Raw genomic sequence first — 25,016 nt, forward strand, 5'->3', positions numbered from 1 at the left:
CTGATGTCAGCCGGTCGCGCTGCCCGCGACCCACTCACTCCACGGCATGTTCCAGTCGCTGAGACCGTTGTCCGGGGCCAGCGCCGTCTTGTCCTGTGAGTTCTTGACGGTCACGACGTCACCGATCATCGAGTGGTCGAAGAACCACGCGGCGGGCTGCTGTCCGTCGCCGCCACCTGCGACGTCCTTCAGGCCCACGCAGCCATGACTGGTGTTGACCCTGCCGAAGACCGAGTCGGCACCCCAGTAGTTGCCGTGGATGAACGTGCCCGAGTCGGACAGGCGCATGGCGTGCGGTACGGCCTCGATGTCGTACGCGGGCTTGCCGTCCTTCTTCGTCAGGCCGACGCTCGACGCGTTCATGTGGATCTGCCGATACTTCTCGGAGATGACCATCTGCCCGTTGTACGTGGGGTGCTCGGCGCTGCCGGACGAGATCGGGATGGTCCTGATCGTCTTGCCGTTCCGTGCGACGGTCATGCGCTTCGTCTTGGCGTCCACCGTGCTGATCTGGCTCCGACCGATCTTGAACGTGACCGTCTTCTGGATGCCATGGAGGGTGAGCTTGACGGTGACGGTGGAGCCGGGCTTCCAGTAGTGCTCGGGGCGGAAGTCCAGGCGGCCGTCGCTGAGCCAGTGGCCGACGACCTGCTGGCCGCTGCTGGAGCTGACCTGGATCTCCGACTCCACGGCGGCCTTGTCGCCGATCGCCTTGTCGAAGGCGACCGTCACCGGCATGCCCACGCCGACGGTCGAGCCGTCCTCGGGCGAAAGGTGGCCAATGAAGTCGTTGGCCGGGGAGACCGTGTTGATCGTGGCGTTCTCGATGGCGGAACGGCCCTTGGCATCCACGGCCTCCGCGGCGACCTGGTACGTGGTGGCCCGCTCCACCCGGCCGTCCGGCTTCCAGGACGTGCCGTCCGCGAACAGGGTGCCCGAAACCTGGGCACCGGTCGCGACGGCGGTCATGGTCACCTTGGTGAGCTTGCCGTTGCTGACGGCGACCGTGACAGGGTCGGCGGTCCCGACGTTGTGGGCGCCCTGTCCGGGCGTGATCGTGATTCGGGCGTCGGAGACATCCTGGGTGGCCGCCTGATCCACCGGAGCGTGCGTTGCCGGTGGGTTCCCGGCGGCATTGCCGCTGGCGGCAGCGTTGCCGACACCGCCGAGGGCCGTGACCGCGAGCACGCCGCCGAGTACGCCGGCCGCGGCCACCAGCCTGCTGAGTTCCTTACGCGCCGTGATCAAACGCTTCTCCCCATGCCCTTGCTGCGTGAATCTCGGAAGCCGGTCACCCGAGGAGCGCAACCGGCCTTTCATCCATTTATACGTACCTATTCATGCTAAATGGATGCTTTGTGGTGAAGACCACCCGCCGTCGTCACGCACGCCATCGAGGCCCTGACACTGCACGGCCGCGTGTGTTCTTCGCCACAGCACTGGTGCAAAGCATCGAGATTCGCCGTCGCCGTACGCTCCATGATCAAGGCGGCAAACGGCGATCAACGGCGATCCGGCACGCTGGACGGCCTTTTCGCGACCAAGTCATCGACGCGTCGCCGGCCGCGCTCGACGCCGACGAGGTGGTGTGTGTACCGGGGCTCGAAGACTCGGCCTTGATCAACGGTCTGGCAGAGGCCGAACTGGCGTTCCGCACGGCGGCCCGCCGCGGCGAGAGCTGACCCGGCTCCCTCGTGCGCTCTCCCGCATCCACGTCGAAGCCGTGACCGAGGAGATCGCCCAGGAGGCGATCGGGCTGCTGAAGAACGCGGGCCTCCACGGGCACAAGTACGCCACCGACGCGGCCCTGGCCACCGTCGCCCTGCGACAACCGGGACCGGTCACCGTCTTCACTTCCGACGAGGACGCCCTGCGAAAGCTGTGCGACGACCGTGTAGTGGTCATAGGCCTGTGACGACACCCCCCGACCACTGTGGGCTGGGCTCAACGACGTCGATGCGCTTCCTGACGCTCTCGCGGCAGGGGGCGGGCCGGTGGGCGGACCGTACCGACGAGGAGCGTCTCTATCTCGAAGTCCCTTACGCGGACAGGCACGAGGCGAAGAAGCAGCTCGGCGCCCGTTGGGATCCCGGCCGTCGGAAGTGGTACGTGGACGCCGCCAAGGTCAGCCGCGAACAGGCTGCACGCTGGCTGCCGCCGACGCCCTGACGTCCGCTTCTGACCTGCGCCCGCAGCTTTGTGCGTGACCCCTGTTCGAGCCTCCGACGACCTGGTGATGCTGGTGCCGAACCGCGGCGCCGGCATCAGGGTGACCTCGGCGGGCACCCCCTTCTCCAAAAAAGCGTGACACTTTCAGCAGAACCGACACGCTTTTCCGTCCGGCACCCCCTCCCCGGCGCGCGGCGCCGGCCCGGCGCCTCAGCCTCGTGCGACGTACCGCACGAACCGCGTCCAGCCCGCCAGATCCACGGAGAAGTGAGGGAGCATCACATCCTTGGAGTCCCGTACGCAGATGGCCACTTCGGTGACGGCGACCTCAACGCAACTGTCTCCCTGGCTGCCGCTGTAGCTGGACTTGAACCAGGCGAGTTCGGTTGTGTTCATAGCTCTCCTCGCAGTCGCTCCAACAGGCCCCGCGAGTCTTGGGGGTTGAGGGCCTGCGAGCGCAGTGTGTCATAGCGCTGGCAGAGAAGACTTACCTCTTTCGGCTCGGCGATCAGGCGTCCGTTCTGCTGTCCTTCCGAGTAGGCGAGACGACGACGCTCCGGGGTCTCCAAAAGCTGCACGGGCCCATCCAGACATGTGTGCAACCCTGCTTCCAACGGGACGATCTGAAGTGTCACGTTGCGGGGTGCGCTGTGTTCCAGCACGTGGTCGAGCAAGGCCCGCACCTGCTCCACGTCCCCGAACCTGCGCCGGAACACGTGCTCCTCGACGATGAAACTGAACGGTACGGTCGACCGCTCGTGCAGCATCCGCTGCCTCTCCATCCGCACGGCAAGCAGGGTCTCCAGCTCCCCGTCCGTGATCACCGGAATCGTGCCCTCGAACACCGCCCGCGCATACCCCTCCGACTGCAACAACCCCGGCACCAGCCTGCATTCGTACGTGCACAGGCTCACCGCCACCTTCTCCAGCCGGGCCCACCGCCGGAACCACGCCGCCAATCCCGCCTCGCCCCGCGTCAGATGCTTGGCCGCCTTCCGCAACGCCCCCGTGTTGCCCAACGCCCCCTCCGCCTGCTCCACGAACGAGTCGTCGGGCATCCGGCGCCCCAACTCCACCGATTCCACAGTGTGTTTGGAGAACTGGACCCGCGCCCCGAACTCCGCCCGGCTGAGCCCGGCATGCTCGCGCAGAGCCTGGACGACGGCTCCGAAGGTCCGCAGACTGTCGGAGGGATCGGGTTCGCGTTCCCCGTCGCAAGCCGTCACGTCACTGCTGTCCGTCATACGCGGCCACCTCCAGGTGCGTACATCCTCTGCGGCATCCCCGCGATGGACGCACTCACAGTGACGGCATGACGGCCGTACTGTCCACAGACAGTGCCCGTACGCTGACGCAGCGTACGGAGCCCGCCACTGGAACACGCCCCCGTACACCTGCCACGGTCTCCCCATGAACGTCCCCACACCCCAACCCTGCGCCACCGTACGCACGTTCGCGCAGCGCCTCTCCTCCACCCGCCGCGGCGCCCGCCTCGCCCGGCTCCTCGCCATGGAACGGCTGACAGCGTGGGAGCTGTCACCGGGAGTCGTCGAGCGCGCGGAGCACGTCATCGCGGAGCTGGCCGTCAACGCGGCACAGCACGGCCGCGTCCAGGGCCGCGACTTCCTGCTGGCACTGACACTGGACGAGGCGGCCGGCATCCTGCGCATCGCGGTGAGTGACACACGGGGCGAGTACCGTCCGGCGATCCGCCCGGATCGGGGCCCGGACGACGAGTCGGGGCGCGGCCTGCTCCTGGTCGACGCCCTGGCCGACCGCTGGGGCACCGAGCCCCGCCCGCCCTCCGGCAAAACCGTCTGGGCTGAGATCGACCAGCACGACGAACTACAGGAAGCGGTGCCCCGCAATGCGCTGACGGGCCGCCCCGCGTTCCCGTTCCCGTTTCGCACCGATCGCATGGGCGACTTGGACATCCCGGACCTGGGTGGCCCCGTCCTCGACGACGGGGAGATCCAAGCGACACTTCGGGGGCGGGGCGGATACATGGGCGAGCGGGCCGATGACTGACATCCCGGTCGCCATCGCCGTACTCACTCCGGGGTGCTGGGGCGGGCCAGACCGAGGTCGTAGGCGAGGATCACGGCCTGGATGCGGTCGCGGGCGCCGAGCTTGGCGAGGACTCGGCCGACGTAGGTCTTCACGGTGGACTCCGAGATGACCAGGCGTTCGGCGATCTCCCCGTTGGTCCAGCCCTGTCCGATGGCGACGAGGATCTCGTGCTCGCGTTCGGTCAGGGCGCGTACCCGGGGATCGTCCTGGGGGCGGGAGGCGGCAGTGCCGCGCGGGAGGTGCTGCGCGTAGGCGTCGAGGAGGCGGCGGGTGAGCGCGGGGGCGATGACGGCGTCGCCGACCGCGACGGCGCGGATGCCGGCGAGGAGTTCCTCGGGGTGGGCGTCCTTGAGGAGGAAGCCGCTGGCTCCGGCGCGGAGGGCCTCGTGGGCGTACTCGTCGAGGTCGAAGGTGGTCAGGACGAGGACGCGGGAGCGTCCGCCGGAGGCGATGACGCGGCGGGTGGCCTCGATGCCGTCCATGCCGGGCATCCGGACGTCCATGAGGATGACGTCGGGGCGGAGTTCGGCGGCCATCCGGACCGCCTCGCCGCCGTGCGCGGCCTCGCCGACGACGTCGGTGTCGGGGTTGCTCTCCAGCAGCATGCGGAAGCCGAAGCGCTGGAGGGGCTGGTCGTCGACGATGAGCACGGTGGTCATACGGCGCCTCCCGGGCCGGGGGCGGCGGGGAGTCCGGCGAGCGGGGTGACGTCGAGGACGGCCCGTACCGTCCAGCCGCCGCCGGGGGCCGGGCCGGCGGTGACGGTTCCGTCGTAGAGGGCCGCGCGTTCTCTCATGCCGGCGAGTCCGTGTCCTTCGTCGGTGGGCGGTGCGAGGGCCGGCGGTGTGTCCGGTCCGGAGTCGTGTACGTCGATGGTGACGCGGGTGGGCTCGGCGGTCAGCGAGAGCTGGACGCGGGTGTCGTGGCCGCCGTGCTTGAGGGCGTTGGTGAGGGCTTCCTGCACGATGCGGTAGACGGCGAGCTGGACTCCGCGGTCCAGGGCGTCGAGTTCGCCGCTCGTCCGGTAGACGACGTGCGGTCCGGCGGAGCGGATCCGGTCGCAGAGCGCGCCGAGGTCGGCGATGCCGGGCTGGGGGCTGAGCCGGGGCGCGGTGCTCTGTTCGCGCAGGACGCCCAGGGTGCGGCGGAGTTCGCCGAGGGCCTGGCGTCCGGTGTCCCCGATCAGCAGGAGGGCCTGCTTGCCGCGTTCGGGGGCGAGGTCGGCCGCGTAGGCGCCGCCGTCGGCGAGGGTGATGATGACGGACAGGTTGTGTCCGACGATGTCGTGCATCTCGCGGGCGACGCGGGTGCGTTCGGTCGCGACGGCGAGCCTGCCGCGCTGGTCGCGCTCGATCTCCAGGCGGGCGGCACGCTCGCGCAGCCCGGCCAGTTGGGCGCGCCGGACGCGTACGGCCAGGCCCAGCGCGACCGCGGCGATGATGGTGCTGCTGAGGAAGAAGAGGCCGTCCACGATGGAGACGTCGTCGCGCAGCCGGAAGGCGAGCAGTCCGAGCCCGCTCGCCGTCACCGCGCAGGCCACCGGCAGGTGGCGCAGCCGGCCGTGCAGGGCAAGGCTGTAGAGGGCGATCAGTACGGCGACCCCGGCCCGCAGCCAGGCGCCCAGGGAGCACTGGACGAGGAAGACGGCGGCGATCACGGCGAAGGCGAGGGACGGCCGGCGTCGCCGCCACAGGAGGGGCAGCACCTGGCCGGCCTGGAGTGCGAGAACCGCGGCCACCGGCAGGTGGGTGAAGACCTGGTCGAGGTCGTGGCCGTCGCGGTGGTGGCGGTCGGGGAGCAGGTCGGGCAGGCAGAGCAGCGGGATCATGGCGAGGACGAGTCCCGTGTCCAGGATCCAGGGGCGGTTGGCGTCGAGGTGCCGCAGCCGCTGCCCGGCCCGGTAGACCCGGGCCACGAACGGGTGGTTCCACAGCGGGTCCGTCCCGAGGACAGGCGGGTCGGGGAACGGTCCCGGCTGTGCGGTGCGGTCGCTGTCCATGGGTGTCACCCGTTCATCGTGGCGCACGGCGGCCGGGCGGTTCGCACCGCCCGGCCGGTGGCGCGTCAGGCGTCCGTGCGCAGGAGCCGGTAGGCGGCGCCCGCGAGGGCGAGCGCGGTCCAGGCGAGGAGGACCAGGAGTCCGGCGCCCGGCGAGAGGGTCGTCGAGTCGTGGGTGAGGGCGAACATCGACTCGCCGGCGTTGCTGGGCAGGTACGGGCTGACGTTGTCCTGCCACGAGGTGGGCAGCAGGGAGATCAGGCCGGGCACCAGCATCAGCGCGGCCACCAGGACGGCGATGCCGCCGGCCACCGAGCGCAGCAGCGCGCCGAGCGCGGTACCGATGACGGCGACCAGGCCGAGGTAGAGCCCGGCGCCGAGCAGGGCACGTACGACTCCGGTGTGGGAGAGGGTGAGCGCGGCGGGGGTCCCGGAGACGATGTGCTCGCCGATCGGGAACGCGATGAAGACGCCCACGGTGGCGACGACCAGGGCGACCAGGCCGAACACGGTTGCCTTCGCCCAGAGCACCGGCAGCCGGCGGGGCACCGCGGCGAGGGTGGAGCGGATCATCCCGGTCGAGTACTCGCCCGCCGTGACCAGTACGCCGAGGACGCCCAGGGCGAGCTGGGCGAAGTTGGTGCCGAAGAGGGAGAGGCCGAGGGCGGTGGCGCCGGCGTCGTCCGGGCGCATCTGGCGGCCGGAGGTGTACTCGGAGTGGTAGTGCGCGGCGGCGATGACCCCGAAGCCGACCAGGAAGAGCAGGCCGAGTCCCAAGGTGATCCAAGTGGAGCGCAGGGACCAGAGTTTGGCCCACTCCGAGCGCAGCACCCGGCGGCCGGTGACCTTGTACTGAGGACGCGGGGGGAGGGTGGGGGCCGGCGCGGGTGCGGGGCTCTCGGTCACGCTGGTGGTGGTCATGCGGCCCTCCCGGGGGTGTTCACCGTGGTGCTGCCGTGGTACTCGACGGCGTCGCTGGTCAGGTCCATGAAGGCCTGTTCCAGGGAGACGGTCCGGGAGCTGAGTTCGAAGAGGGGGATGCCGTGCTCGGCGGCCTTGAGGCCGATGGCGCGGGCGGTCAGGCCGGTCACCCGGAGTTCCTCGGAACCGATCTCGCCGGTGATCTCGACTCCGGGTCCGGACAGGACCTCGCGCAGCCGGGCCGACCGGTCGGTGGCGACGGTCACGGAGTCCCCGCCGTTGCGGCGGATCAGTTCCTCGACGGTGGTGTCGGCGAGCAGCCGGCCCCGGCCGACGATGATCAGGTGGTCGGCGACGAGGGCCATCTCGCTCATCAGGTGGGAGGAGACGAAGATGGTACGGCCCTCGGACGCGAGCTGGGTGAGGAGGTTGCGGATCCACAACACCCCTTCCGGGTCGAGCCCGTTGACCGGTTCGTCCAGCAGGAGGGTGGCCGGGTCGCCGAGCAGCGCGGCGGCGATGCCCAGGCGCTGTCCCATGCCCAGGGAGAAGGCGCCTGCGCGTTTCTTCGCCACCGACTGGAGCCCGGTGAGTTCGACGACCTCCTCGACGCGGCGGCGCGGGATGCCGTGGGTGTGGGCCTGCGCCATCAGGTGGTCGAAGGCGGAGCGGCCCGGGTGGATCGACTTCGCCTCCAGCAGCGCGCCGACCTCCTGGAGGGGCGCGCTGTGCCGGTCGTAGCGCGCGCCGTTGACCGTGACGGTGCCGCTGGTGGGGGCGTCGAGGCCGACGATCATGCGCATCGTGGTGGACTTGCCGGCGCCGTTCGGGCCGAGGAAGCCGGTGACCGAGCCCGGCCTGACGACGAAGTCGAGGTGGTCGACCGCCGTCTTCTCCCCGTACCGCTTGGTCAGTTGCTGTGCCTCGATCATCGTGGTTCCCTCGCGTCGCGCGGCCGGACTCCTGCGGTCCTCGTCGACTCCGACGTTAGGCGCCGGCAGGCCGTGATCCTTGGTACCCCGGGGGGCAATGCGGGACCGGAGTGGTACCGGGGTACTACCTCGGCCGGCCGACGGGGCAGGGAGCGTACGGCCAGAACGGCGCAGACCGCCGCGAGGGGCAGCTCGGCGCCGAGGCCCATGGCGACGGCCTCGACGCGTTCCCAGCCGCCGGCGGAGGTCGTGACGTCGACCCAGACGTCCACCAGGAGCAGGGCGGCGGTCGCGGCGGCCGTCAGCGAGCCGCGCGCGTCGCGGCGCAGCAGCAGGCATCCGGAGGTGACCAGGCCGAGGGCTTCGAGCGCGTCGAGTCCGACCCAGGCCGTGGACCAGTTGCTGACCCGGACGGTGCTGGGCAGGAAGGCCGCGAGGGCCAGGATCCAGGGCAGCACCGCGAGGCCGCAGCAGACCAGCAGCGTGCCCAGCCGGCGGCTCCCGGTCATGACCGGGCCAGGGCCGGGAGGACCGCCGGAGCCGATGTCGGCATGAACGGGGCGTGACGGACGGCTGGTTGGTCGCCCTGGTCGCCTTGGTCTCCCTGGTCGCCGAAGACGAACAGGCGCAGCACGAGGAAGCGTCCGAGGCCGGCGAGGCCGGCGGCGGCGAGGTAGACGGCCTGCTGCGGGAGGACGCCGGCCGTCGGCCGCAGCAACTCCAGTACGGCGACGGCGAGGGACGTCACCGCGTAGGCGGCCACCGCCGACCCGGCGGACTGCAGATGGCGGCGCCCGCCGGCGGGCCGTCCGGTGCCGAAGGTGAGGAGGGCGTGCAACTCGGTGCAGAGGGCGGTGGAGACGACGGTGATCAGCGCGTTCGCCAGTGCCCAGGGCATCGTGGCGGCCAGCTCCGTCACCGCGTAGCCGGAGGCGACCCCGGTCGTGCCGCCGATCAGCGCGAACCGTACGAAGGAGGAGAGGGTGCCGGGGGTCGCGGAGGCGCTACGCGCGCCGGATCCGGCGGTCTCCGCCGGCTTCGTGTGCGGTGTCCCGGTCATCGTCCCTGTCTCCCGTCCCCGGCCGGGTCGGACCCGGCTCGCTCACTGCTCCTTGCTGCTCCCTCACGCTAGGGGCGGGACGATCGACGGCCGTGGTACCCGGGAGGGCAATGAGGCGACGTCCGTGGTACCCCGGTACCACCCGGGACCGGCGCCCGTCTCCCCGGCGCCGGCCGGCTCACTGCTCAACCGCGTTCCCGCGTACGGCTGTTACCTGACGGGAGCCGCCAGGGGCCGCTCGCCGGGCTCGTCCGGCTCGCCGGGGCCTTCCGCGAACTGGGTCCGGTACAGCTCGGCGTAGCGGCCGTCGGCCGCCAACAGCTCGGTGTGCGTGCCGTGTTCGACGATGTGGCCGTCCTCGACGACGAGGATCCGGTCGGCCGAGCGGACCGTGGAGAGCCGGTGGGCGATCACCACCGCGGTACGGCCGGCCAGCGCCTCGGTGAGCGCTTCCTGGACGGCCGCCTCCGAGGTGTTGTCCAGGTGGGCGGTGGCCTCGTCGAGGATGACGACGCGCTGGCGGGCGAGCAGGAGCCTGGCGATGGTCATCCGCTGGCGTTCGCCGCCGGAGAGCCGGTAGCCGCGCTCGCCGACCACGGTGTCGAGGCCGTCGGGCAGGGACCGTACGAGGGCGTCGAGGCGGGCGCGGCCGAGGGCGTCCCAGAGTTCGTCGTCGGTCGCGGCGGGGCGGGCCAGCAGGAGGTTGGCGCGGACCGAGTCGTGGAAGAGGTGGCCGTCCTGGGTGACCATGCCGAGGGTGTCCCGCAGCGAGGCCGCGCTCAGGTCCCGCACATCGACCCCGCCGACGCGTACGGCGCCCTCGTCGACGTCGTAGAGGCGGGGCAGGAGTTGGGCGATCGTCGACTTGCCGGCGCCGGAGGAGCCGACCAGGGCGACGGTCTGGCCGGGTTCGGCGCGGAAGGAGATGCCGTGCAGGACCTCGGCGCCGCCGCGGGTGTCCAGGGCGGCGGCCTCCTCCAGGGAGGCGAGGGAGACCTTGTCGGCGGCGGGGTAGGCGAAGCGGACGGTGTCGAACTCCACGGCCACCGGACCTGCGGGCACCTCGCGGGCGTCCGGCTTCTCGGCGATCAGCGGGGTGAGGTCGAGGACCTCGAAGACCCGCTCGAAGCTGACCAGGGCGCTCATCACCTCGACACGGGCGCCGGCGAGCGCGGTCAGCGGGGCGTAGAGGCGGGTGAGGAGCAGGGCGAGGGAGACGACGGCGCCCGGCTCCAGGGTGCCGTGCAGGGCGAGCCGGCCGCCGAGACCGTAGACGAGGGCGAGGGCGAGGGCGGAGACCAGGGTGAGGGAGGTGATGAACACCGACTGGGCGGTGGCGGTGCGCACCCCGATGTCCCGTACCCTGCCCGCGCGTTCGGCGAACTCCCGCGACTCCTCCTCGGGGCGGCCGAAGAGTTTGATGAGGGTCGCGCCGGGCGCGGAGAAGCGTTCGGTCATGCGGGTGCCCATCGCCGCGTTGAGTTCGGCCGCCTCGCGCTGCATCCGCGCCATCCGGCCGCCCATCCGGCGGGCCGGCACCACGAAGAGCGGCAGCAGGACCAGGGCGAGCAGCGTGACCTGCCAGGAGAGGGTGAGCATGACGACGAGGGTGAGCAGCAGGGTGACGGAGTTGCTCACCACTCCGGAGAGGGTGTCGCTGAACGCGCGCTGGGCGCCGATGACGTCGTTGTTGAGTCGGGAGACTAGCGCGCCCGTACGGGTACGTGTGAAGAACGCGACCGGCATCCGCTGCACATGATCGAACACGGCCGTACGCAGATCGAGGATGAGCCCCTCCCCGAGCGTCGCCGAGAGCCGCCGGCCCACCACGCCGAGCGCCGCCTCGGCGACCGCGATCAGCGCGATGAGCAGGGCGAGTCGGACGACCGTGCCGTCGTCGCCGCCCGACACGATCGCGTCCACGACGCGGCCGGCCAGGACGGGGGTGGCCACGGCGAGCAGCGCGGTCACGACGCCGAGCGTCACGAAGCGCGCGATACGGCGGCGGTGCGGGCGGGCGAAGGCGGCGACGCGGCGCAGGGTCTCGCGGGCGAGCGGACGGTGCTCCCGCGCGCTCATGACCGTGCGCAGCTGGGTCCAGGCTGTGGTTTCCATGCTCATGGGAGGGAACCTAGGACCTCAAGCCCGATCGAGGTCAAGACGTCCACGGCGGCCGTGCGCGAGGTGGTCACGGCATCCGCCCGCCGTCCGCCGTCCCCGCTTCCGCCACCCGCGGTTGGCGTGGTGCGGAGACCCTCTCCGAGTGTGACAGCGCGCCGGCTTCTGTGTCTGCTTCCGCTCCTGCTGGTCACGGCCGTCGCCGTGCCGCACCGGTCGGTCCTCGTGGCGGGATTCGGCCAGTTGCGTTCGGCGCAGTGGCCCTGGCTGCTGGCGGCGGCCGGTGCCACCTGTCTGACGTGGGTGGCGGCGGCCTTCACCCGGCAGGGCGCGGTGCTGGAACGGCTGCCCGCGCGACGGCTGTTGGTCACCCAGTTCGCGGCGGGCGCGGCCAACCACCTGCTGCCGACCGGGCTGGGCGCGGGGGCGGTCAACCTGCGGTTCATGACGGTGTGCGGGGTTCCGCTCGCCCGCTCGTCGGCCGCGCTGGCGCTCTGTCTGCTGGCGGAGACGGTCGCCCGGCTGGGACTGCTCGCCGGACTGCTGATCGCCTTCCCGGACACGCTGCGGCTGGGAACTCTCGTACCGGACACGGCGGTCGGTCCGCTGCTGGGCGCGGTCGCCGCCGTACTGGCCGGGGCGCTCCTGGCGCTGACGCTCGTACGGCGGCTGCGGACGGCGGTCCACTCGTTCCTGTCCACGGCGCTGGGCGAGGCCCGATCCGTGCACACCAGGCCTGCCAGGGCGCTGGCGCTGTGGGGCGGTTCGCTGGCGTTCCCCGTGCTCCAGGCGACTGGACTGGCCGCCGTGGGGCAGGCGTTGGGGCTGCCGGTGCCGGCCGCGCACATGGCGCTGGCGTATCTCGCCGCGACCGTCGCCGTGGCGCTGGTGCCCACGCCCGGCGGTCTCGGCTCGGTGGAGGCGGCGCTGATCGTGGCGCTGGTCGCGGTGGGCGGTCCGGTCGCGCTGGCGACGGCGGTGGTGCTGGCCTACCGGATCATCACCGTGTGGCTGCCCCTGCTGCCGGGGGCGATCACGCTGGGGGCGCTGGTACGGCTGAAGGTGATCTGATCCCACGCGACTCCCTTGCGCCACAAGGCGGTTCAGTCAGCGGCACGTGGTCGCGGCCGGCACGCTCAGCGGGACGCGGGCGGTCCCGTGCAACTCCGCTGCGTCGCGCCGCAGTTCTCCCGGTCGCGCCCGGTCTCGCCCGGCACGCTCAACGGGACACCCCCGGTCCCGTGCAACTCCGCCGCGCCGCGCGGCAGTTCACCCGGTCGCGCCCGGTCGCGCCCGGTCGCGGCCGGCACGCTCAGCGGGACGCGGGCGGTCCCGTTCCGACGACGGACACCCGGACCGGGCCGCCCCGGGGGTCGACCCGGTGGGTCCAGCGGGCGGTCAGGGTGAGGGCGCGGTGGGGGACGGCGCCGCGCAGCGTCTCGTGGTGCAGCAGGCGGCCGTCCTGGGTGAGGCGGAGAACGGGGCGGCGCGGCAGGGCCGAGGTGCGCAGGGCGTAGGGCCGGTCGTCGGCCGGGGCGATCCGGTTCGGGGCGATCCAGCGCAACGGCGGGTCCACGAGCAGGGGCACCGTCGAGCGGGGCCACGCGGCTCCGGCCAGGGTCTCCAGCACGGCGGCGGCGCCGTACGCGCCCTCGCGGGACGCCGTGGCCGCGCTCCCCGAGGGGTGCGGCAGACTGCCGACGGCGAAGACGCCCGGCCGTACGGTGCGCAGGGCGCCGTCCACGGCGGGACCCCGGGTGCCGGGGTCCAGGGCGAGGCCGCCGCGGCGGGCCAGTTCGTGGTCGGGCACGAAGTCGCCGGTGAACACGACGGTGTCGCACGGGAGTTCAGCCGTACGGCCGTCCCGGTGCCGGACGCGGACGGCGGAGAGGCGTCCGTGGCCCAGGAGTTCGGTGACCGTGGCGTCGGTGAGGAGCGGAATCCCGTGCCGCAGGCGGGCGTTGAGGGCGCGGGCCGGTGCCGTCCGGGCGCGGGGCAGTTCGGTGACCAGGGCCACGACCTCGGCGCCTGCGGCGCGCACGGTGCCGGCCGCCGCGTACGACACGTCCTCCGCGCCGACCACCACCGCCCGGTGGCCGATCCGCTGTCCGTGCAGGTGCACCGCCTGTTGCAACTCGCCGGTGGTGTACACCCCGGCGGGCCGGGTGCCGGGCACCAGCCGGGCGGCGCGCGGCCGTTCACGGACGCCGGTGGCCAGGACGACCACCGCCGCGCCCACGGTCTCGCGTCCGCGCGGTCCCACGGTGTCGAGGGCGAGCGGGCCCGCCCAGTCGAGCACCGTGACGCCGGTGCGGACGACGGCCCCGGCGCGTTCGGCGGCGTCGACTGCCCGGCGTGCGTACCGGGGTCCGGTGAGCGGCCGGCTCCAGGTGCCGAAGCCGCCGTGGTGACAGTGCCGGGGCACTCCCCCGGCCTCCCGCTCCCGCTCCAGCACCTCGACCCGGCCGACACCGGCGGCGGCCAGCGCGGCGGCGACGGCGAGCCCGGCGGGACCGGCGCCCACGACCAGCACGTCCACCTCGCGCGGGGACAGTGGGGAGGGCGGCGAAGTCACGGAGCGGCCTCCTGTGTGCCGGGGTCGTCGATGCGGGGGCAACCGATGCGGGGTCCCGTCCCGTCGCCGTACCCCGTCCCTGCCAGCAGCGCCCGTACCTCCGCACCGCAGTAGAAACCCTGGCAGCGCCCGCCGCGAGCCCGGGTCCTTCGGCGCAGGCCGTCCAGGCCGCGCGGCGGGATCGTGCTGGCGAGGGCGGCGCGGATCTCGCCCCGGGAGACGCGTTCGCAGTGGCAGACGAGGGTGCCGAACTCCGGTTCGGCGGCGATGAGTCGGGCGTCCTGGTACGGGCGGGGGAAGGCCTCGCCGAGGTTCGGCATGCGGACCGGGGTCAGCTCGCGGACCGGGCCGAGCGCGATCCCCGTCTCCGCCAGCAGCGCGGTCACGTGCGCGGCGATGGCGAGCGACGCGGTGAGGCCGGTGGAGCGGATGCCGCCGACGGTGACACTGCCCCGCTCGGGGTGGGCGGTGATGCGGTAGTCGTCGTGCTCGGTGGCGGCGCGCAGGCCGGCGTAGACGCTGGTGACCTCCTCGTCGAGGAGGGCGGGCAGGATGCGGGCGCCCTTCTCGCGCAGCAGCGCCAGGCCCTCGGCGGTCGAGCCGGTGGCCTCCTTGTCGTCCAGGTCCTCGGCGGTGGGGCCGAGCAGCAGGTTGCCGTAGACGGTCGGGGCGACCAGGACCCCCTTGCCGAGCGGCGTCGGGACGGGCAGCAGGATGTGGCGGACCAGAGCGCGGGCGAACGTGTCGAAGACGATCAACTGGCCCCGGCGCGGGGTGACCGTGAAGTCGTCGTGGCCGAGTTGCCGGTCGAGGGTGTCGGCGTGCAGTCCGGCGGCGTTGACGAGCCGGCGGGCGCGCAGCGGCCCCCGGACGGTACCGAGGAGATGGTTGCCCTCCCGCCAGGAGGCCTGCTCCACGCGGGAGTTGAGGTGGAGGTCGACTCCGTGCCGGACGGCCTGGGTCGCGTAGGCGAGTGTCGTGGTCCAGGGGCAGATGACGCTCTCGCCGGGCACGTGCAGGGCGCCGAGCGCGCCCGGCCCCAAGTGGGGTTCCCGCCGCCGGAGTTCGGCCGCGTCGAGGATCCGGGTGGTGGTGTACTCGTTGCGTACGGCCTTCTCCGCGAGGCGGGGCAGCGCGGCGAGCTGTTCCTCGTCCCAGGCGATGAGGAGCGCGCCGACGGGTTCCACCGGGATGCCCGACTCGGCGGCGTAGGCGGCGAGCCGGCGGGAGCCCTCACGGACGAGCCGGGCTTCGAGGGAGCCGGGTACCGCGTCGAAGCCGGTGTGCAGGATCGCGGTGTTCGCCTTCGAGGTGCCCTGGCCGACGTCGTCCTGGGCCTCGACGAGGGCGACGCGCAGCCCCGGGTGGCGGGCGAGTTCTCGGGCGACGGCGGAGCCCACCACCCCCGCGCCGACCACCGCCACGTCGTAAGTGTCCGTCGGCAGCGGCCCGGCCACGGTGACCGTCATACGGGCCCCGCGGCCCGCCGCGCGGCGCCCCTCACGCCGGCCGCCGGTCCAGCAGCACGCCGACCTCCGCGCGGAACACGGCCAGCCGTTCCGCCGCCTCGTCGGAGGAGACCCGTGGTTCGTAGACGGCGGACGGCTTCCAGTCGGGGAGCGCTTCGGGAACGGTGAGGCCGGGTTCGGCGCCGAGCCGGGCCAGGGCGCCCGCGCCCAGCGCGGTCGCGTCGGGCAGGGCGGAGACCTCGACGGGGCGTTGCAGCAGATCGGCCTGGGTCTGCATGAGCAGCGCGGAGCGGGTGAGTCCGCCGTCGACGCGCAGGACGTCCAGGGGGGTGCCCAGGTCCCTCGCGGCGGCTTCGGCGAGTTCGACGACCTGGGCGGCGAGGCCCTCGCACAGCGCCCGCACCAGGTGCCCGGCCCTGGTGTCGAGCCCGAGTCCGGTGAGCGAGCCGCGCAGGTCGCCCCGCCACCAGGGGGCGGCGAGCCCGGCGAGGGCCGGTACGAAGGTGACACCGCCGGAGTCGGGTACGCCTGCGCCCACCCGGTCGAGGTCGGCGGCGCCGGTGATGACACCGAGGTCGGTGAGCCAGCGCACGGCGGACGCGGCGGTGTACACCTGGCCGTCGAGGCAGTAGCTGGTGCGTCCGGCGAGCCGCCAGGCGACACAGCTGACCAGGCCGGAGCCGCCGCGCCGGGGCTGCTCGCCGGTGTGCGCGAGCAGGAACGCGCCGGTGCCGTAGGTGCACTTGGCGCCGCCGGGTGCGGTGATCCGCTGGGCGAACAGGGCGGCCTGCTGGTCGACGACGAGGCCGGTGAGCGGTATCCGGGGGCCGAAGGCGGTGGTGGTGCCGATGTGACCGGCCGCGTCGACCACCTCCGGCAGGCGTTCGCCGGACAGGCCGTACAGCTCCAGGGCGCGCGGCGACCAGGCGGTCCGGTCGAGGTCGAGCAGCTGGGTGCGGCCGGCGGTCGCCGCGTCGGTGACGAAGGTGCCGGTGAGGCGGTGCACGAGCCAGGCGTCGCTCGTGGTGACGACGCCGTCGCGGGTGAGGTGACGGCGGATCCAGGCCATTTTGGGCGCCGCGAAGTAGGGGTCGAGCGGCAGACCGGTCAGCTGCCGTAACTCCTCGGCGTGCTCGGCGAGTTCGGCGCACACGCCGGCGGCACGCCGGTCCTGCCAGACCAGGGCGTCGGAGAGCGGCAGACCGGTGTCCGGGTCCCAGGCGAGGACCGTCTCGCCCTGGTTGGCCAGGCCCAGCGCCGCGATGGGCTCGTCGGCCTCGGCGACGGCCCTGCGGCCCGCGACGAGCACCGACTCGTAGAGTTCCTCGGGGCCGGTCTCGACCAGTCCGCCGGGCAGCCGGCGGGTGTGCACGGCGGCGAACCCGGTGCCGATGACGCCGCGTTCGGGGCAGATCACCAACGCCTTGGTGCCGGATGTGCCCTGGTCGACGGCGAGTACCGGACCCGTCATGCCACCCCTCCCGTCGATCACTGCGCGACAGCCTGCCGCCGCCCGGCACACCACGTCAAGCATCGCTGACCTGCGGTCAACTCACTTACAGCCAATTGGAGTTGACTTCGCCGAGGAAACGTTGGATGTGGCGGAACCGACCCCTCTATAGTGACCGCCGACCAACGCGATCTCCTCGACCGCCGCCCGGAGGAGGGCTGTTGTTACTCCACCCTGCCGTCATGCCGTGCCCCGGCCCCGAGGCGGGCGGCTGATGGCCAGAGACGGAGCACGTCCCGCCTACGACCCCGCCGGCCACGACTCCGCCCTGCGGGCGGCCCTCCAGGACCTGCGCACCGGGCGGTGGATGGCGATGCGCGGGCTGCTCGCCGAGACCGAGGAGTGGTGGCAGTGGACGCAGCGCACCCAGGTCCTCGCCGCCGCGGCGGCCGGCACGGACGTGGTGCGGGTCTGGCTCGCGGAGGAGCCGCACAGCGTCCCGGCCGCCGTGATGCACGCCCGGGTCGCCGTGGAGCGGGCGCTGCGGGCCCACCGCGACAAGCACCGCCGTACGCACCAGATGTGGCTGGAGGCGTGGGACGCGAGTGACACCGCCACCCGGATCGCGCCGCAGGACCCGGTGCCGTGGGTGTGTCTGCTGGCGCTGGCGCAGATCGACCGGGACCAGCGCTGGGACGAGCACCGGGCGGCGCCGCCCGAGCCGACGCTGCCGCCGGGGCCGTGGGGTCTGCTGGCGGAGGCCGGCAAACGGGACCCGTACAACCGCGAGGCGCACCACCGGATGCTCCAGTTCCTGTACGCGCGCGGGTCCTCGGGCCGGCTGGCGGAGGCGGTCGGCTACGCGCACTGGGCGGCCGGCTCGGCGCCGCGCGGGTCCGCCCTGCACATGCTGCCGCTCTATGTGCGGGTGGAGCGGTACCGGCGGGTGGGCGGCCGGGACGCCGCGCTGGACCTGCACTGGGTCGCGGAGGACGCCGGCCGTGAGGCCCAACAGGCCTTCCACGCGTGGTTCGAGCACACCGACCGGGCCGAGCGTTCCCTGCTGGACCTGAACCATCTCGCCCACGCGCTGTGGGGCGCCCTCCAGTTCCCGTACGCGGCCCGGGTGTTCGACGCGCTCGGCCCGTACTGCACGCCCGTGCCGTGGGCGTACCGCACCGGCCGGCCGGGCGACGCGGCGCAGGCCGCCGAGGTCTTCCTCGCCGCCCGCACCCGGTGCACCACGGCCCGCGGTCCGGGCGGCCGTTCCTGAGATTTCCCCGGACTCCCCCCGCTGTCGGCTGTCGGCTGTTACTGCCCTGTGTCCCCAACTCCCTTGCCTCGGAGGTTTTTTGATGTCCCCCACGTCCGAACGGTCCGGCACGCCCGATGACGCGCAGCACGACGAGGAGCGGCGGCTGCGCGAACTCGGCTACCGGCCGGTGCTGGCCCGCCGGATGGGCGGCTTCGGCAACTTCGCGATCAGTTTCTCGGTGATCTCGGTCCTGTCCGGCTGCATGACCCTGTACGGCTTCGGGATGGGCGCCGGCGGGCCCGCGGTGATGCTGTGGGGCTGGGCGGGCGTCGGTCTCTTCGTGCTCTGCGTGGGCCTGGCGCTGGCCGAGGTCACCAGCGCGTACCCGACCTCGGGCGCCCTCTACTACATGGCCGACCGGCTCGGCGGGCGCCGTTGGGGCTGGTACACGGGCTGGCTGAACCTGCTCGGCCTGCTCGGCGCGATCGCCGGCATCGACTACGGCGCGGCCCTGTTCACCGGCGCGTTCCTGAACCTGCGGTGGGGTTTCACCCCGACACCCGGCAGAACCATGCTGATCTTCCTCGCGATCCTCCTGCTGCACGCCGTGCTCAACCTGTTCGGGGTGCGGCTGGTCAGCGTCCTGAACTCGGTCAGCGTCTGGTGGCATCTGGCCGGTGTCGCGGTCATCGTCGGCGCGCTCGCCGTCGTCCCCGACCACCACCGGTCCGCGTCCTTCGTCTTCACGAAGTTCGTCAACGACACCGGCTGGTCCAACCCGCTCTACGTGGCGGCGATCGGACTGCTGCTCGCGCAGTACACGTTCTCCGGCTACGACGCCTCGGCGCACCTGTCCGAGGAGACCTCGAACGCCTCGGTGTCGGCCGCGCGCGGCATCGTGCGCTCGATCTGGGTGTCGTGGATCGCGGGCTTCGCCCTGCTCGCCGGCCTGACCTTCGCCATCCAGGACTACGCCGGCACCCGGAACAGCGCGACCGGCGTGCCGCCCGCGCAGATCCTGCTCGACGGGCTCGGCAAGGGCGGGGCCAGCGCCCTGCTCCTCGTGGTGATCGTCGCGCAGCTCTTCTGCGGCAACGCCGAAGTGGCCGCGGCCAGCCGCATGGTGTTCGCCTTCAGCCGGGACGGGGCGCTGCCCGGCTCGGCCCTGTGGCGCAAGGTCAGCAGCCGCACCCAGACCCCGGTGGCCGCGGTGTGGCTGGCGGTGGTGGCCGCCGGGGTGCTGGCACTGCCCTCCCTGTACTCGGCGACGGCGTACGGCGCGGTCACCGCGATCAACGTCATCGGCATCACGCCCGCCTACGCGATCCCGGTCTTCCTGCGGCTGCGCGCGGGCGACCGGTTCCGGCCGGGTCCGTGGAGTCTGGGCCGCTGGAGCCGGCCGATCGGCTGGATCGCGGTGGTCTGGGTGGCGTGTGTGACGGTGCTGTTCTGTCTCCCGCAGTCGTCGCCGGTGACGGCCGACTCGATGAACTACGCGTCCATCGCGCTCGCCGCGGTCCTGCTGCTGGCCAGTGTGTGGTGGTACGTCGCCCGCCGCTCGTACGGTACGCCGACGGCCGCCGCCTACGGCTCCGAGCTGGACCAGGCCGAACTGGCGGAGGGCATCGTCTGAAAAGCGGTGCCCGCGCTCCGCGGCCAGGTGTCGACGCCCGCGCCGGGTACGGCAGGATGAGCGTTCGCGCCGGTCAAGGGTCCGTCCCGGCCGGCGCGTTCGTACTTCCCGCGACCGAGCAGGTGACCCCACGTGATGACATTGCCCGTCCGGCCGTCGGCGGCGTTCCGCGCCGTCCAGCCTCCGCCCGGAGGTGACCGATGAGCCGCGCGCTCTCCCTGGACGACCTCACCCTGGCCGGCATAGCCCTGATGTGCGGCCTGGTCGCCGGCTTCCTGCTGCGCCTGCTGCTGCGCTGGCTGGGCCGGCACGCGAGCCGGACCCGGTGGGGCGGCGACGACATGATCGTGGACGCGCTGCGCACCGTGGTGCCGTGGGCGGCGATCACCGCCGGCGCCGCCTCCGCCGCGGCGGTGCTGCCGCTCACCCGGACCGTGCAGCACCAGGTGAACCAGGGCCTGAAGGTCCTGCTGATCTTCGTCGTCACCGTGACGGCGGCCCGGGTGATCGCCGGTCTGGTGCGGGCGGTCACCAACTCCCGCTCCGGAGTTGCCGGTTCGGCCACGATCTTCGTCAACATCACCCGGATCGTGGTCCTCGCGATCGGCTTCCTGGTGATGCTGCAGACGCTGGGCATCTCGATAGCGCCGCTGCTCACCGCCCTGGGCGTCGGCGGTCTCGCGGTGGCGCTGGCCCTTCAGGACACGCTCGCCAACCTCTTCGCGGGCATCCACATCCTCGCCTCGAAGACGGTCCAGCCCGGCGACTACATCCGGCTGAGCAGCGGTGAGGAGGGGTACGTCGAGGACATCAACTGGCGTCAGACGACGGTCCGGGCGCTCTCCAACAACCTGGTGGTCATCCCCAACGGGCAGCTCGCCAAGACGAACATGACCAACTTCATGCGTCCCGAGCAGCAGTTGACCATCCTGGTCCAGGTGGGCGTCGGCTACGACAGCGACCTGGAGCACGTCGAGCGGGTGACCATGGAGGTCGTCGCCGAGGTGATGACCGACATCACCGGAGCCGTCCCCGAGCACGAGCCCGCGATCCGCTTCCACACCTTCGGCGACTCCCGGATCGGCTTCACGGTGATCCTGGGCGTGGGCGAGTTCAGCGACCAGTTCCGCATCAAGCACGAGTTCGTCAAGCGGCTGCACCGGCGCTACCGCGAGGAGGGCATCCGGATCCCGGCGCCCACCCGCACGGTCGCGCTCCACCAGGGCGCGCTGACGATCCCCCAGCAGCGGGCCGGCTCCGGCGAGCCGGGCGAAGTCTCCTCCGCCCGGCTCGACTGAGGAGTCAACTCCCTCAGAGAGTGGCGGAGTTGTCCTGGTAGCGGCCGTCGGTCCGGCTGTGCGGGGCGGCGAGGGAGGGGATCACGGGGGTGACCGTCCACTCCGGATGCCCGGGCATGCGCGGCGTCGACGTGCCGTACAGCCAGTCGCGCAGGAAGCCGGAGAGGTCCTGGCCGGAGACCTCGGAGGCGACGGCGATGTAATCGGCCGTCGTCGCCGTGGAGTCGCGGTGGCGGGCCAGGAAGGCGCGCTCCACGGCGTGGAAGGTGTCCTCGCCGACGAGCTGCCGCAGTGCGTAGAGGACGAGGACGCCGCCCAGGTAGCGCTGGCTGTCGAAGAGGTCGGCCGCGTTCGGCGCCGCGACCGGTCCCGAGTCGTGGCGCCACTGGTCGCCGCGCGCGTAGGTGTCCTTCATGCGCGCTTCCATCGTGGTGAGGCCGAGGGAGTCGGCCCAGCCGCGCTCGTAGCGGTAGAGCAGGCCGTAGAAGTCGGCGTGGCCCTCGTTGAGCCAGAGGTCGGCCCAGGTGCCGGGGCTGACGCTGTTGCCGAACCAGGAGTGGACCAGCTCGTGCATCATGTGCGAGCCGATCCTGCTCTCCTCCTGGAGCAGGAAGTTGGGCTTGTAGAGCGTGAGGGTCTGGGTCTCCAGTCCCGTGAAGTCGAAGGCGCCCGGGTCGTCGGAGTTGCAGGGCAGCAGTCCGTACGTCTCGAACGGGTAGGCGCCCAGGCGCTGTTCCAGCCAGTCGACGAGTCCGGGGGTCAGCGCGAGCGCCGGTTCGAGGGCGGCGGCGCGGGCGGCGGGCACCACGTCGCGCAGCGGCAGCCCGTGCGGGCCCTGCCGCTCCTTCACCACGTAGTCGCCGACGGTCAGCTGCACGAGTTCGGTGGCGATCGGCGAGCGGGAGCGGTAGCTGTACGCGGTCCGGCCGTCGTCCAGCCGCTCGGTGCACACCAGTTGGCCGTTGGCGACGCCGCGCAGCCCGTCGGGGACGGTGAGCCGGAAGGTGAAGTCGGCCTTGTCGGCGGGGTGGTCGTTGCACGGGAAGACGGTGTGCGCCGAGTCCGGCTGGCCGCAGACCGCGAAGCCGTCGGGGGTGGGGACCCAGCCGGTGTGCGTGAGTGCGCGGCGCGGGTCGGCGGAGTACTCGACGCGGACCTCGGCCCAGGAGCGTGCCGGCAGCGCGGCGCCGGGGGTGATGCGCAGCTTCTCGCCGGCCTGCTCGAAACCGGCCGTACGGCCGTTGACGCGGACGGTGCGGATGTCGAGGCCGAGGGCGTCGAGGGAGAACCGGGTCAGCGTCTCGGTGGTGCGCAGCTTGAGGGTGGCCGTCGCGTCGACGAGCCGGGTCGTCGCGTCGTAGGCGAGGTCGAGGTCGTAGGCGAGGACGCGGTAGCCGTCGTTGCCGAGGCCGGGGAAGACCGGGTCGCCGAGGGTCTCGCCGCCCTCCGTGCCGTTCCCCCGCGGGACGGCGGAGGCCGGCGAGCCTATGGTCAGCGCCGCCGCGGTGCCGATCAGGGCGGCCGCCGGGGCCGTCACTCTGGTGCGATATCTCATGATCCGCCTTCGCTCGGGAGGCCGGGTGGTCGGGCCCGGCCGCCGGGTCTGCTGGTTCTTCCGACCTTGTAGACGGTGAGATCGGGCGATCGGTGGGCACCGGATCGGCACCTTCTGGAATCGGCGGCGGGGCGGACCCCTGTCGAGCCGGACCCGATCAGGAGATATCTTGATGTCGAGCAATGTTGCAGACGTGGAGCGGAGCACCCGGTGACTGACTCGACCATCATCTATACGCACACTGACGAGGCCCCGGCCCTCGCGACGTACTCCTTCCTGCCGGTGGTCCAGGCGTACGCCGCGCAGGCAGGTGTCACCGTGGAGACCCGGGACATCTCGCTGGCGGGGCGGATCATCGCCCTGTTCCCGGAGTACCTCACCGAGGACCAGCGGATCCCGGACGCCCTGCACGAGCTGGGCGAACTGGCGAAGACGCCCGAGGCCAACATCATCAAGCTGCCGAACATCTCGGCGTCGATCCCGCAGCTCAAGGCCGCCGTCGCCGAGCTCCAGGAGCAGGGTTACGCGCTGCCGGCCTACCCGGACGACCCGAAGACCGACGAGGAGCGGTCCGTACGGGCCCGCTACGACAAGGTCAAGGGCTCCGCGGTCAACCCGGTCCTGCGCGAGGGCAACTCCGACCGCCGCGCCCCCGCCTCGGTCAAGAAGTACGCGGAGACCCACCCGCACCGCATGGGCGCCTGGACCGCCGAGTCCAAGACCAACGTGGCGACGATGGGCGAGAACGACTTCCGCTCCACCGAGAAGTCCACGGTGATCACCGAGGACGGCTCGCTGCGGATCGAGCTGGTCGCCGAGGACGGCACCACCACCGTGCTGCGCGACTCCGTACCGGTCCTGAAGGACGAGGTCGTCGACGCCTCCGTGCTGCACGTCGACCGGCTGCGCGAGTTCCTCACCGCGCAGATCGCCCGCGCCAAGGCCGAGGACATCCTCTTCTCCGTGCACCTCAAGGCCACCATGATGAAGGTCTCCGACCCGATCATCTTCGGCCACGTGGTCCGCGCCTTCTTCCCGAAGACCTTCGAGCGCTACGGCCGGACGCTCGCCGCGGCCGGCCTCTCCCCCAACGACGGTCTCGGCGGCATCCTCAAGGGCCTGGCGGCGCTCCCCGACGGCGACGAGATCAAGGCGTCCTTCGACGCGGAGATCGCCGAGGGCCCCGCGCTCGCGATGGTCGACTCCGACAAGGGCATCACCAACCTGCACGTGCCGTCCGACGTGATCGTCGATGCCTCGATGCCGGCCATGATCCGCACCTCCGGCCACATGTGGGGCCCGGACGGCGAGGAGGCCGACACCCTCGCGGTGCTCCCCGACTCCAGCTACTCCGGCGTCTACCAGGCCGTGCTCGACGACTGCCGCGCCCACGGCGCCTACGACCCCTCGACGATGGGCTCGGTCCCGAACGTCGGCCTGATGGCGCAGAAGGCCGAGGAGTACGGCAGCCACGACAAGACCTTCGAGGTCCCGGCGGCCGGCACGGTCCGTCTGGTCGACGCGGCCGGCGAGGTCGTCCTGGACCAGACGGTCGCCGCGGGTGACATCTTCCGCGCCTGCCAGACCAAGGACGCCCCGATCCGCGACTGGGTGAAGCTGGCCGTCACCCGGGCCCGCGCCACCGGCGACCCGGCGGTGTTCTGGCTCGACGAGACCCGCGCCCACGACGCCCGCCTGATCGAGAAGGTCAAGGCGTACCTGCCGGAGCACGACACCGAGGGCCTGGACATCCGCGTCCTCGCCCCGGTCGAGGCCACCAAGCTGTCGGTGGAGCGCATCCGGCGCGGAGAGAACACCATCTCGGTGACCGGCAACGTGCTGCGCGACTACCTCACCGACCTCTTCCCCATCCTGGAGCTGGGCACCAGCGCCAAGATGCTGTCGGTCGTCCCGCTGATGGCGGGCGGCGGCCTGTTCGAGACGGGCGCCGGCGGCTCCGCGCCCAAGCACGTCCAGCAGCTGGTCCGGGAGAACTACCTGCGCTGGGACTCGCTCGGCGAGTTCTTCGCCCTGGTCCCCTCCCTGGAGCAGTACGCGACGTTCACCGGCAACGCCCGCGCCCAGGTCCTCGCCGACACCCTCGACCGCGCCACGGCGACCTTCCTCAACGAGGACAAGTCCCCGACCCGTCGCGTCGGCGGCATCGACAACCGCGGCAGCCACTTCTTCCTCTCCCTGTACTGGGCGCAGGAGTTGGCCGCGCAGACCGACGACGCGGAGCTCGCGAAGGCGTTCGCCGGCCTCGCCGAGACGCTCGCCGCCGCCGAGCAGACCATCATCGGCGAACTCGGCGCGGTGCAGGGCGCCCCGGCCGAGATCGGCGGCTACTACCAGCCCGACCCGGCCCGGGCCGCCGAGGTGATGCGCCCGTCGGCCACCTGGAACGCGGCGCTGGCCTCCCTCAGCTGACCGGCGGGGGCCCAAGGCCCCCCGCGCCCCTGGTCCGCCCCGCCGCCCCAGATCGGAAGAGCGTCGGGGAGGGAAAGAGTGTT

22 protein-coding genes and 1 pseudogene are annotated in these 25,016 nt (G+C 72.3%); 9 read left to right on the forward strand and 14 right to left on the reverse strand.

Going from position 1 to position 25,016, the window contains the following annotated elements; genetic code table 11:
* Positions 1-6: 6 nt before the first annotated feature.
* A complete protein-coding gene (locus tag ABZT12_RS34120) occupies positions 7-1,248 on the reverse strand; it encodes an Ig-like domain-containing protein (RefSeq protein WP_356391963.1) in 1,242 nt (413 codons plus the stop codon).
* A gap of 110 nt (positions 1,249-1,358) precedes the next feature.
* Between ABZT12_RS34120 and ABZT12_RS34125 the strand changes: the two genes are divergently transcribed.
* The 3 genes and pseudogenes from ABZT12_RS34125 to ABZT12_RS34135 all read left to right on the forward strand — a co-directional run bounded on the left by ABZT12_RS34125 (position 1,359) and on the right by ABZT12_RS34135 (position 2,169).
* A complete protein-coding gene (locus tag ABZT12_RS34125; RefSeq protein ID WP_356391966.1) occupies positions 1,359-1,682 on the forward strand; it encodes a hypothetical protein in 324 nt (107 codons plus the stop codon).
* A pseudogene (locus ABZT12_RS34130) lies at positions 1,679-1,915 on the forward strand (hypothetical protein); the annotation flags it as partial. The gene ABZT12_RS34125 and the pseudogene ABZT12_RS34130, both read left to right, overlap by 4 nt.
* Positions 1,912-2,169, forward strand: a complete 258-nt coding sequence (locus tag ABZT12_RS34135; RefSeq protein ID WP_356391969.1) for a DUF5710 domain-containing protein — start codon at positions 1,912-1,914, stop codon at positions 2,167-2,169. The pseudogene ABZT12_RS34130 and the gene ABZT12_RS34135, both read left to right, overlap by 4 nt.
* Positions 2,170-2,379: 210 nt before the next feature.
* On the opposite strand, the gene ABZT12_RS34140 is transcribed toward ABZT12_RS34135, so the two are convergent.
* Positions 2,380-2,565, reverse strand: coding sequence for a DUF397 domain-containing protein (locus ABZT12_RS34140; RefSeq protein WP_356391972.1), 186 nt, complete (start codon positions 2,563-2,565; stop codon positions 2,380-2,382).
* Positions 2,562-3,413 (reverse strand): helix-turn-helix transcriptional regulator, encoded by an 852-nt coding sequence (locus ABZT12_RS34145; protein WP_356391975.1) that lies wholly within the window; start codon positions 3,411-3,413, stop codon positions 2,562-2,564. Before ABZT12_RS34145 ends, ABZT12_RS34140 begins: the two co-directional genes overlap by 4 nt.
* A gap of 166 nt (positions 3,414-3,579) precedes the next feature.
* Here ABZT12_RS34145 and ABZT12_RS34150 point away from each other — a divergent pair, with 166 nt between their 5' ends.
* Positions 3,580-4,197 carry an ATP-binding protein gene (locus tag ABZT12_RS34150; RefSeq protein WP_356391978.1) on the forward strand — a complete coding sequence of 206 codons (618 nt, stop codon included), beginning with the start codon at positions 3,580-3,582 and terminating at the stop codon, positions 4,195-4,197.
* Between the two features lie 23 nt (positions 4,198-4,220).
* On the opposite strand, the gene ABZT12_RS34155 is transcribed toward ABZT12_RS34150, so the two are convergent.
* The 7 genes from ABZT12_RS34155 to ABZT12_RS34185 form a co-directional block, all read right to left on the reverse strand.
* Positions 4,221-4,898, reverse strand: coding sequence for a response regulator transcription factor (locus ABZT12_RS34155; protein WP_356391981.1), 678 nt, complete (start codon positions 4,896-4,898; stop codon positions 4,221-4,223).
* Complete coding sequence (locus ABZT12_RS34160) at positions 4,895-6,238, reverse strand: sensor histidine kinase (RefSeq protein WP_356392025.1); 1,344 nt, start codon at positions 6,236-6,238, stop codon at positions 4,895-4,897. The genes ABZT12_RS34155 and ABZT12_RS34160 overlap by 4 nt, the downstream gene beginning before the upstream one ends.
* 65 nt (positions 6,239-6,303) lie before the next feature.
* A complete protein-coding gene (locus ABZT12_RS34165; RefSeq protein WP_356391984.1) occupies positions 6,304-7,158 on the reverse strand; it encodes an ABC transporter permease in 855 nt (284 codons plus the stop codon).
* On the reverse strand, positions 7,155-8,090 hold the full coding sequence (locus tag ABZT12_RS34170; protein WP_356391987.1) for an ATP-binding cassette domain-containing protein: 936 nt from the start codon (positions 8,088-8,090) through the stop codon (positions 7,155-7,157). The genes ABZT12_RS34165 and ABZT12_RS34170 overlap by 4 nt, the downstream gene beginning before the upstream one ends.
* Positions 8,087-8,599 carry a hypothetical protein gene (locus tag ABZT12_RS34175; RefSeq protein WP_356391990.1) on the reverse strand — a complete coding sequence of 171 codons (513 nt, stop codon included), beginning with the start codon at positions 8,597-8,599 and terminating at the stop codon, positions 8,087-8,089. Before ABZT12_RS34175 ends, ABZT12_RS34170 begins: the two co-directional genes overlap by 4 nt.
* Positions 8,596-9,150 (reverse strand): hypothetical protein, encoded by a 555-nt coding sequence (locus ABZT12_RS34180; RefSeq protein ID WP_356391993.1) that lies wholly within the window; start codon positions 9,148-9,150, stop codon positions 8,596-8,598. Before ABZT12_RS34180 ends, ABZT12_RS34175 begins: the two co-directional genes overlap by 4 nt.
* A gap of 210 nt (positions 9,151-9,360) precedes the next feature.
* Entirely contained in the window at positions 9,361-11,271 is a 1,911-nt protein-coding gene (locus ABZT12_RS34185) for an ABC transporter ATP-binding protein (protein ID WP_356391996.1), read from the reverse strand.
* A gap of 144 nt (positions 11,272-11,415) precedes the next feature.
* Here ABZT12_RS34185 and ABZT12_RS34190 point away from each other — a divergent pair, with 144 nt between their 5' ends.
* Positions 11,416-12,339: a lysylphosphatidylglycerol synthase transmembrane domain-containing protein gene (locus ABZT12_RS34190; protein WP_356391999.1), complete on the forward strand. Its 924-nt coding sequence runs from the start codon at positions 11,416-11,418 to the stop codon at positions 12,337-12,339.
* A gap of 241 nt (positions 12,340-12,580) precedes the next feature.
* Here the strand turns inward: ABZT12_RS34190 and ABZT12_RS34195 are convergent, their stop codons facing one another.
* From ABZT12_RS34195 to ABZT12_RS34205, 3 genes are read right to left on the reverse strand one after another with little or no spacing between them, the layout of a single operon-like run.
* Positions 12,581-13,822, reverse strand: coding sequence for an FAD-dependent oxidoreductase (locus tag ABZT12_RS34195; RefSeq protein WP_356392028.1), 1,242 nt, complete (start codon positions 13,820-13,822; stop codon positions 12,581-12,583).
* 17 nt (positions 13,823-13,839) lie between these two features.
* On the reverse strand, positions 13,840-15,312 hold the full coding sequence (locus ABZT12_RS34200; RefSeq protein WP_356392001.1) for an FAD-dependent oxidoreductase: 1,473 nt from the start codon (positions 15,310-15,312) through the stop codon (positions 13,840-13,842).
* A 31-nt stretch (positions 15,313-15,343) separates the two neighbouring features.
* Entirely contained in the window at positions 15,344-16,783 is a 1,440-nt protein-coding gene (locus tag ABZT12_RS34205) for an FGGY family carbohydrate kinase (RefSeq protein WP_356392004.1), read from the reverse strand.
* Between the two features lie 253 nt (positions 16,784-17,036).
* Between ABZT12_RS34205 and ABZT12_RS34210 the strand changes: the two genes are divergently transcribed.
* The 3 genes from ABZT12_RS34210 to ABZT12_RS34220 all read left to right on the forward strand — a co-directional run bounded on the left by ABZT12_RS34210 (position 17,037) and on the right by ABZT12_RS34220 (position 20,948).
* A complete protein-coding gene (locus tag ABZT12_RS34210; protein WP_356392007.1) occupies positions 17,037-18,035 on the forward strand; it encodes a hypothetical protein in 999 nt (332 codons plus the stop codon).
* Between the two features lie 82 nt (positions 18,036-18,117).
* Positions 18,118-19,650, forward strand: coding sequence for an amino acid permease (locus ABZT12_RS34215; RefSeq protein WP_356392010.1), 1,533 nt, complete (start codon positions 18,118-18,120; stop codon positions 19,648-19,650).
* Between the two features lie 200 nt (positions 19,651-19,850).
* Positions 19,851-20,948, forward strand: coding sequence for a mechanosensitive ion channel family protein (locus tag ABZT12_RS34220; RefSeq protein ID WP_356392013.1), 1,098 nt, complete (start codon positions 19,851-19,853; stop codon positions 20,946-20,948).
* A 13-nt stretch (positions 20,949-20,961) separates the two neighbouring features.
* On the opposite strand, the gene ABZT12_RS34225 is transcribed toward ABZT12_RS34220, so the two are convergent.
* Positions 20,962-22,503 carry a M1 family metallopeptidase gene (locus tag ABZT12_RS34225; protein ID WP_356392016.1) on the reverse strand — a complete coding sequence of 514 codons (1,542 nt, stop codon included), beginning with the start codon at positions 22,501-22,503 and terminating at the stop codon, positions 20,962-20,964.
* Positions 22,504-22,713: 210 nt separating this feature from the next.
* Here ABZT12_RS34225 and ABZT12_RS34230 point away from each other — a divergent pair, with 210 nt between their 5' ends.
* A complete protein-coding gene (locus ABZT12_RS34230) occupies positions 22,714-24,933 on the forward strand; it encodes an NADP-dependent isocitrate dehydrogenase (RefSeq protein WP_356392019.1) in 2,220 nt (739 codons plus the stop codon).
* Positions 24,934-25,016 lie beyond the last annotated feature (83 nt).

The sequence above is a fragment of the Streptomyces sp. NPDC005423 genome (assembly GCF_040606415.1).
Lineage (GTDB): Bacteria > Actinomycetota > Actinomycetes > Streptomycetales > Streptomycetaceae > Streptomyces.

Excerpts from the sequence above, each read along its gene's own strand:
- ABZT12_RS34220 (WP_356392013.1), top strand. The coding sequence starts at position 19,851 with ATGAGCCGCGCGCTCTCCCTGGACGACCTCACCCTGGCCGGCATAGCC.
- ABZT12_RS34210 (WP_356392007.1), top strand. The coding sequence starts at position 17,037 with ATGGCCAGAGACGGAGCACGTCCCGCCTACGACCCCGCCGGCCACGAC.
- ABZT12_RS34155 (WP_356391981.1), bottom strand. The coding sequence starts at position 4,898 with ATGACCACCGTGCTCATCGTCGACGACCAGCCCCTCCAGCGCTTCGGC.
- ABZT12_RS34185 (WP_356391996.1), bottom strand. The coding sequence starts at position 11,271 with ATGAGCATGGAAACCACAGCCTGGACCCAGCTGCGCACGGTCATGAGC.
- ABZT12_RS34225 (WP_356392016.1), bottom strand. The coding sequence starts at position 22,503 with ATGAGATATCGCACCAGAGTGACGGCCCCGGCGGCCGCCCTGATCGGC.
- ABZT12_RS34150 (WP_356391978.1), top strand. The coding sequence starts at position 3,580 with ATGAACGTCCCCACACCCCAACCCTGCGCCACCGTACGCACGTTCGCG.
- ABZT12_RS34170 (WP_356391987.1), bottom strand. The coding sequence starts at position 8,090 with ATGATCGAGGCACAGCAACTGACCAAGCGGTACGGGGAGAAGACGGCG.
- ABZT12_RS34160 (WP_356392025.1), bottom strand. The coding sequence starts at position 6,238 with ATGGACAGCGACCGCACCGCACAGCCGGGACCGTTCCCCGACCCGCCT.
- ABZT12_RS34175 (WP_356391990.1), bottom strand. The coding sequence starts at position 8,599 with ATGACCGGGAGCCGCCGGCTGGGCACGCTGCTGGTCTGCTGCGGCCTC.
- ABZT12_RS34200 (WP_356392001.1), bottom strand. The coding sequence starts at position 15,312 with ATGACGGTCACCGTGGCCGGGCCGCTGCCGACGGACACTTACGACGTG.
- ABZT12_RS34140 (WP_356391972.1), bottom strand. The coding sequence starts at position 2,565 with ATGAACACAACCGAACTCGCCTGGTTCAAGTCCAGCTACAGCGGCAGC.
- ABZT12_RS34145 (WP_356391975.1), bottom strand. The coding sequence starts at position 3,413 with ATGACGGACAGCAGTGACGTGACGGCTTGCGACGGGGAACGCGAACCC.
- ABZT12_RS34205 (WP_356392004.1), bottom strand. The coding sequence starts at position 16,783 with ATGACGGGTCCGGTACTCGCCGTCGACCAGGGCACATCCGGCACCAAG.
- ABZT12_RS34165 (WP_356391984.1), bottom strand. The coding sequence starts at position 7,158 with ATGACCACCACCAGCGTGACCGAGAGCCCCGCACCCGCGCCGGCCCCC.
- ABZT12_RS34180 (WP_356391993.1), bottom strand. The coding sequence starts at position 9,150 with ATGACCGGGACACCGCACACGAAGCCGGCGGAGACCGCCGGATCCGGC.
- ABZT12_RS34215 (WP_356392010.1), top strand. The coding sequence starts at position 18,118 with ATGTCCCCCACGTCCGAACGGTCCGGCACGCCCGATGACGCGCAGCAC.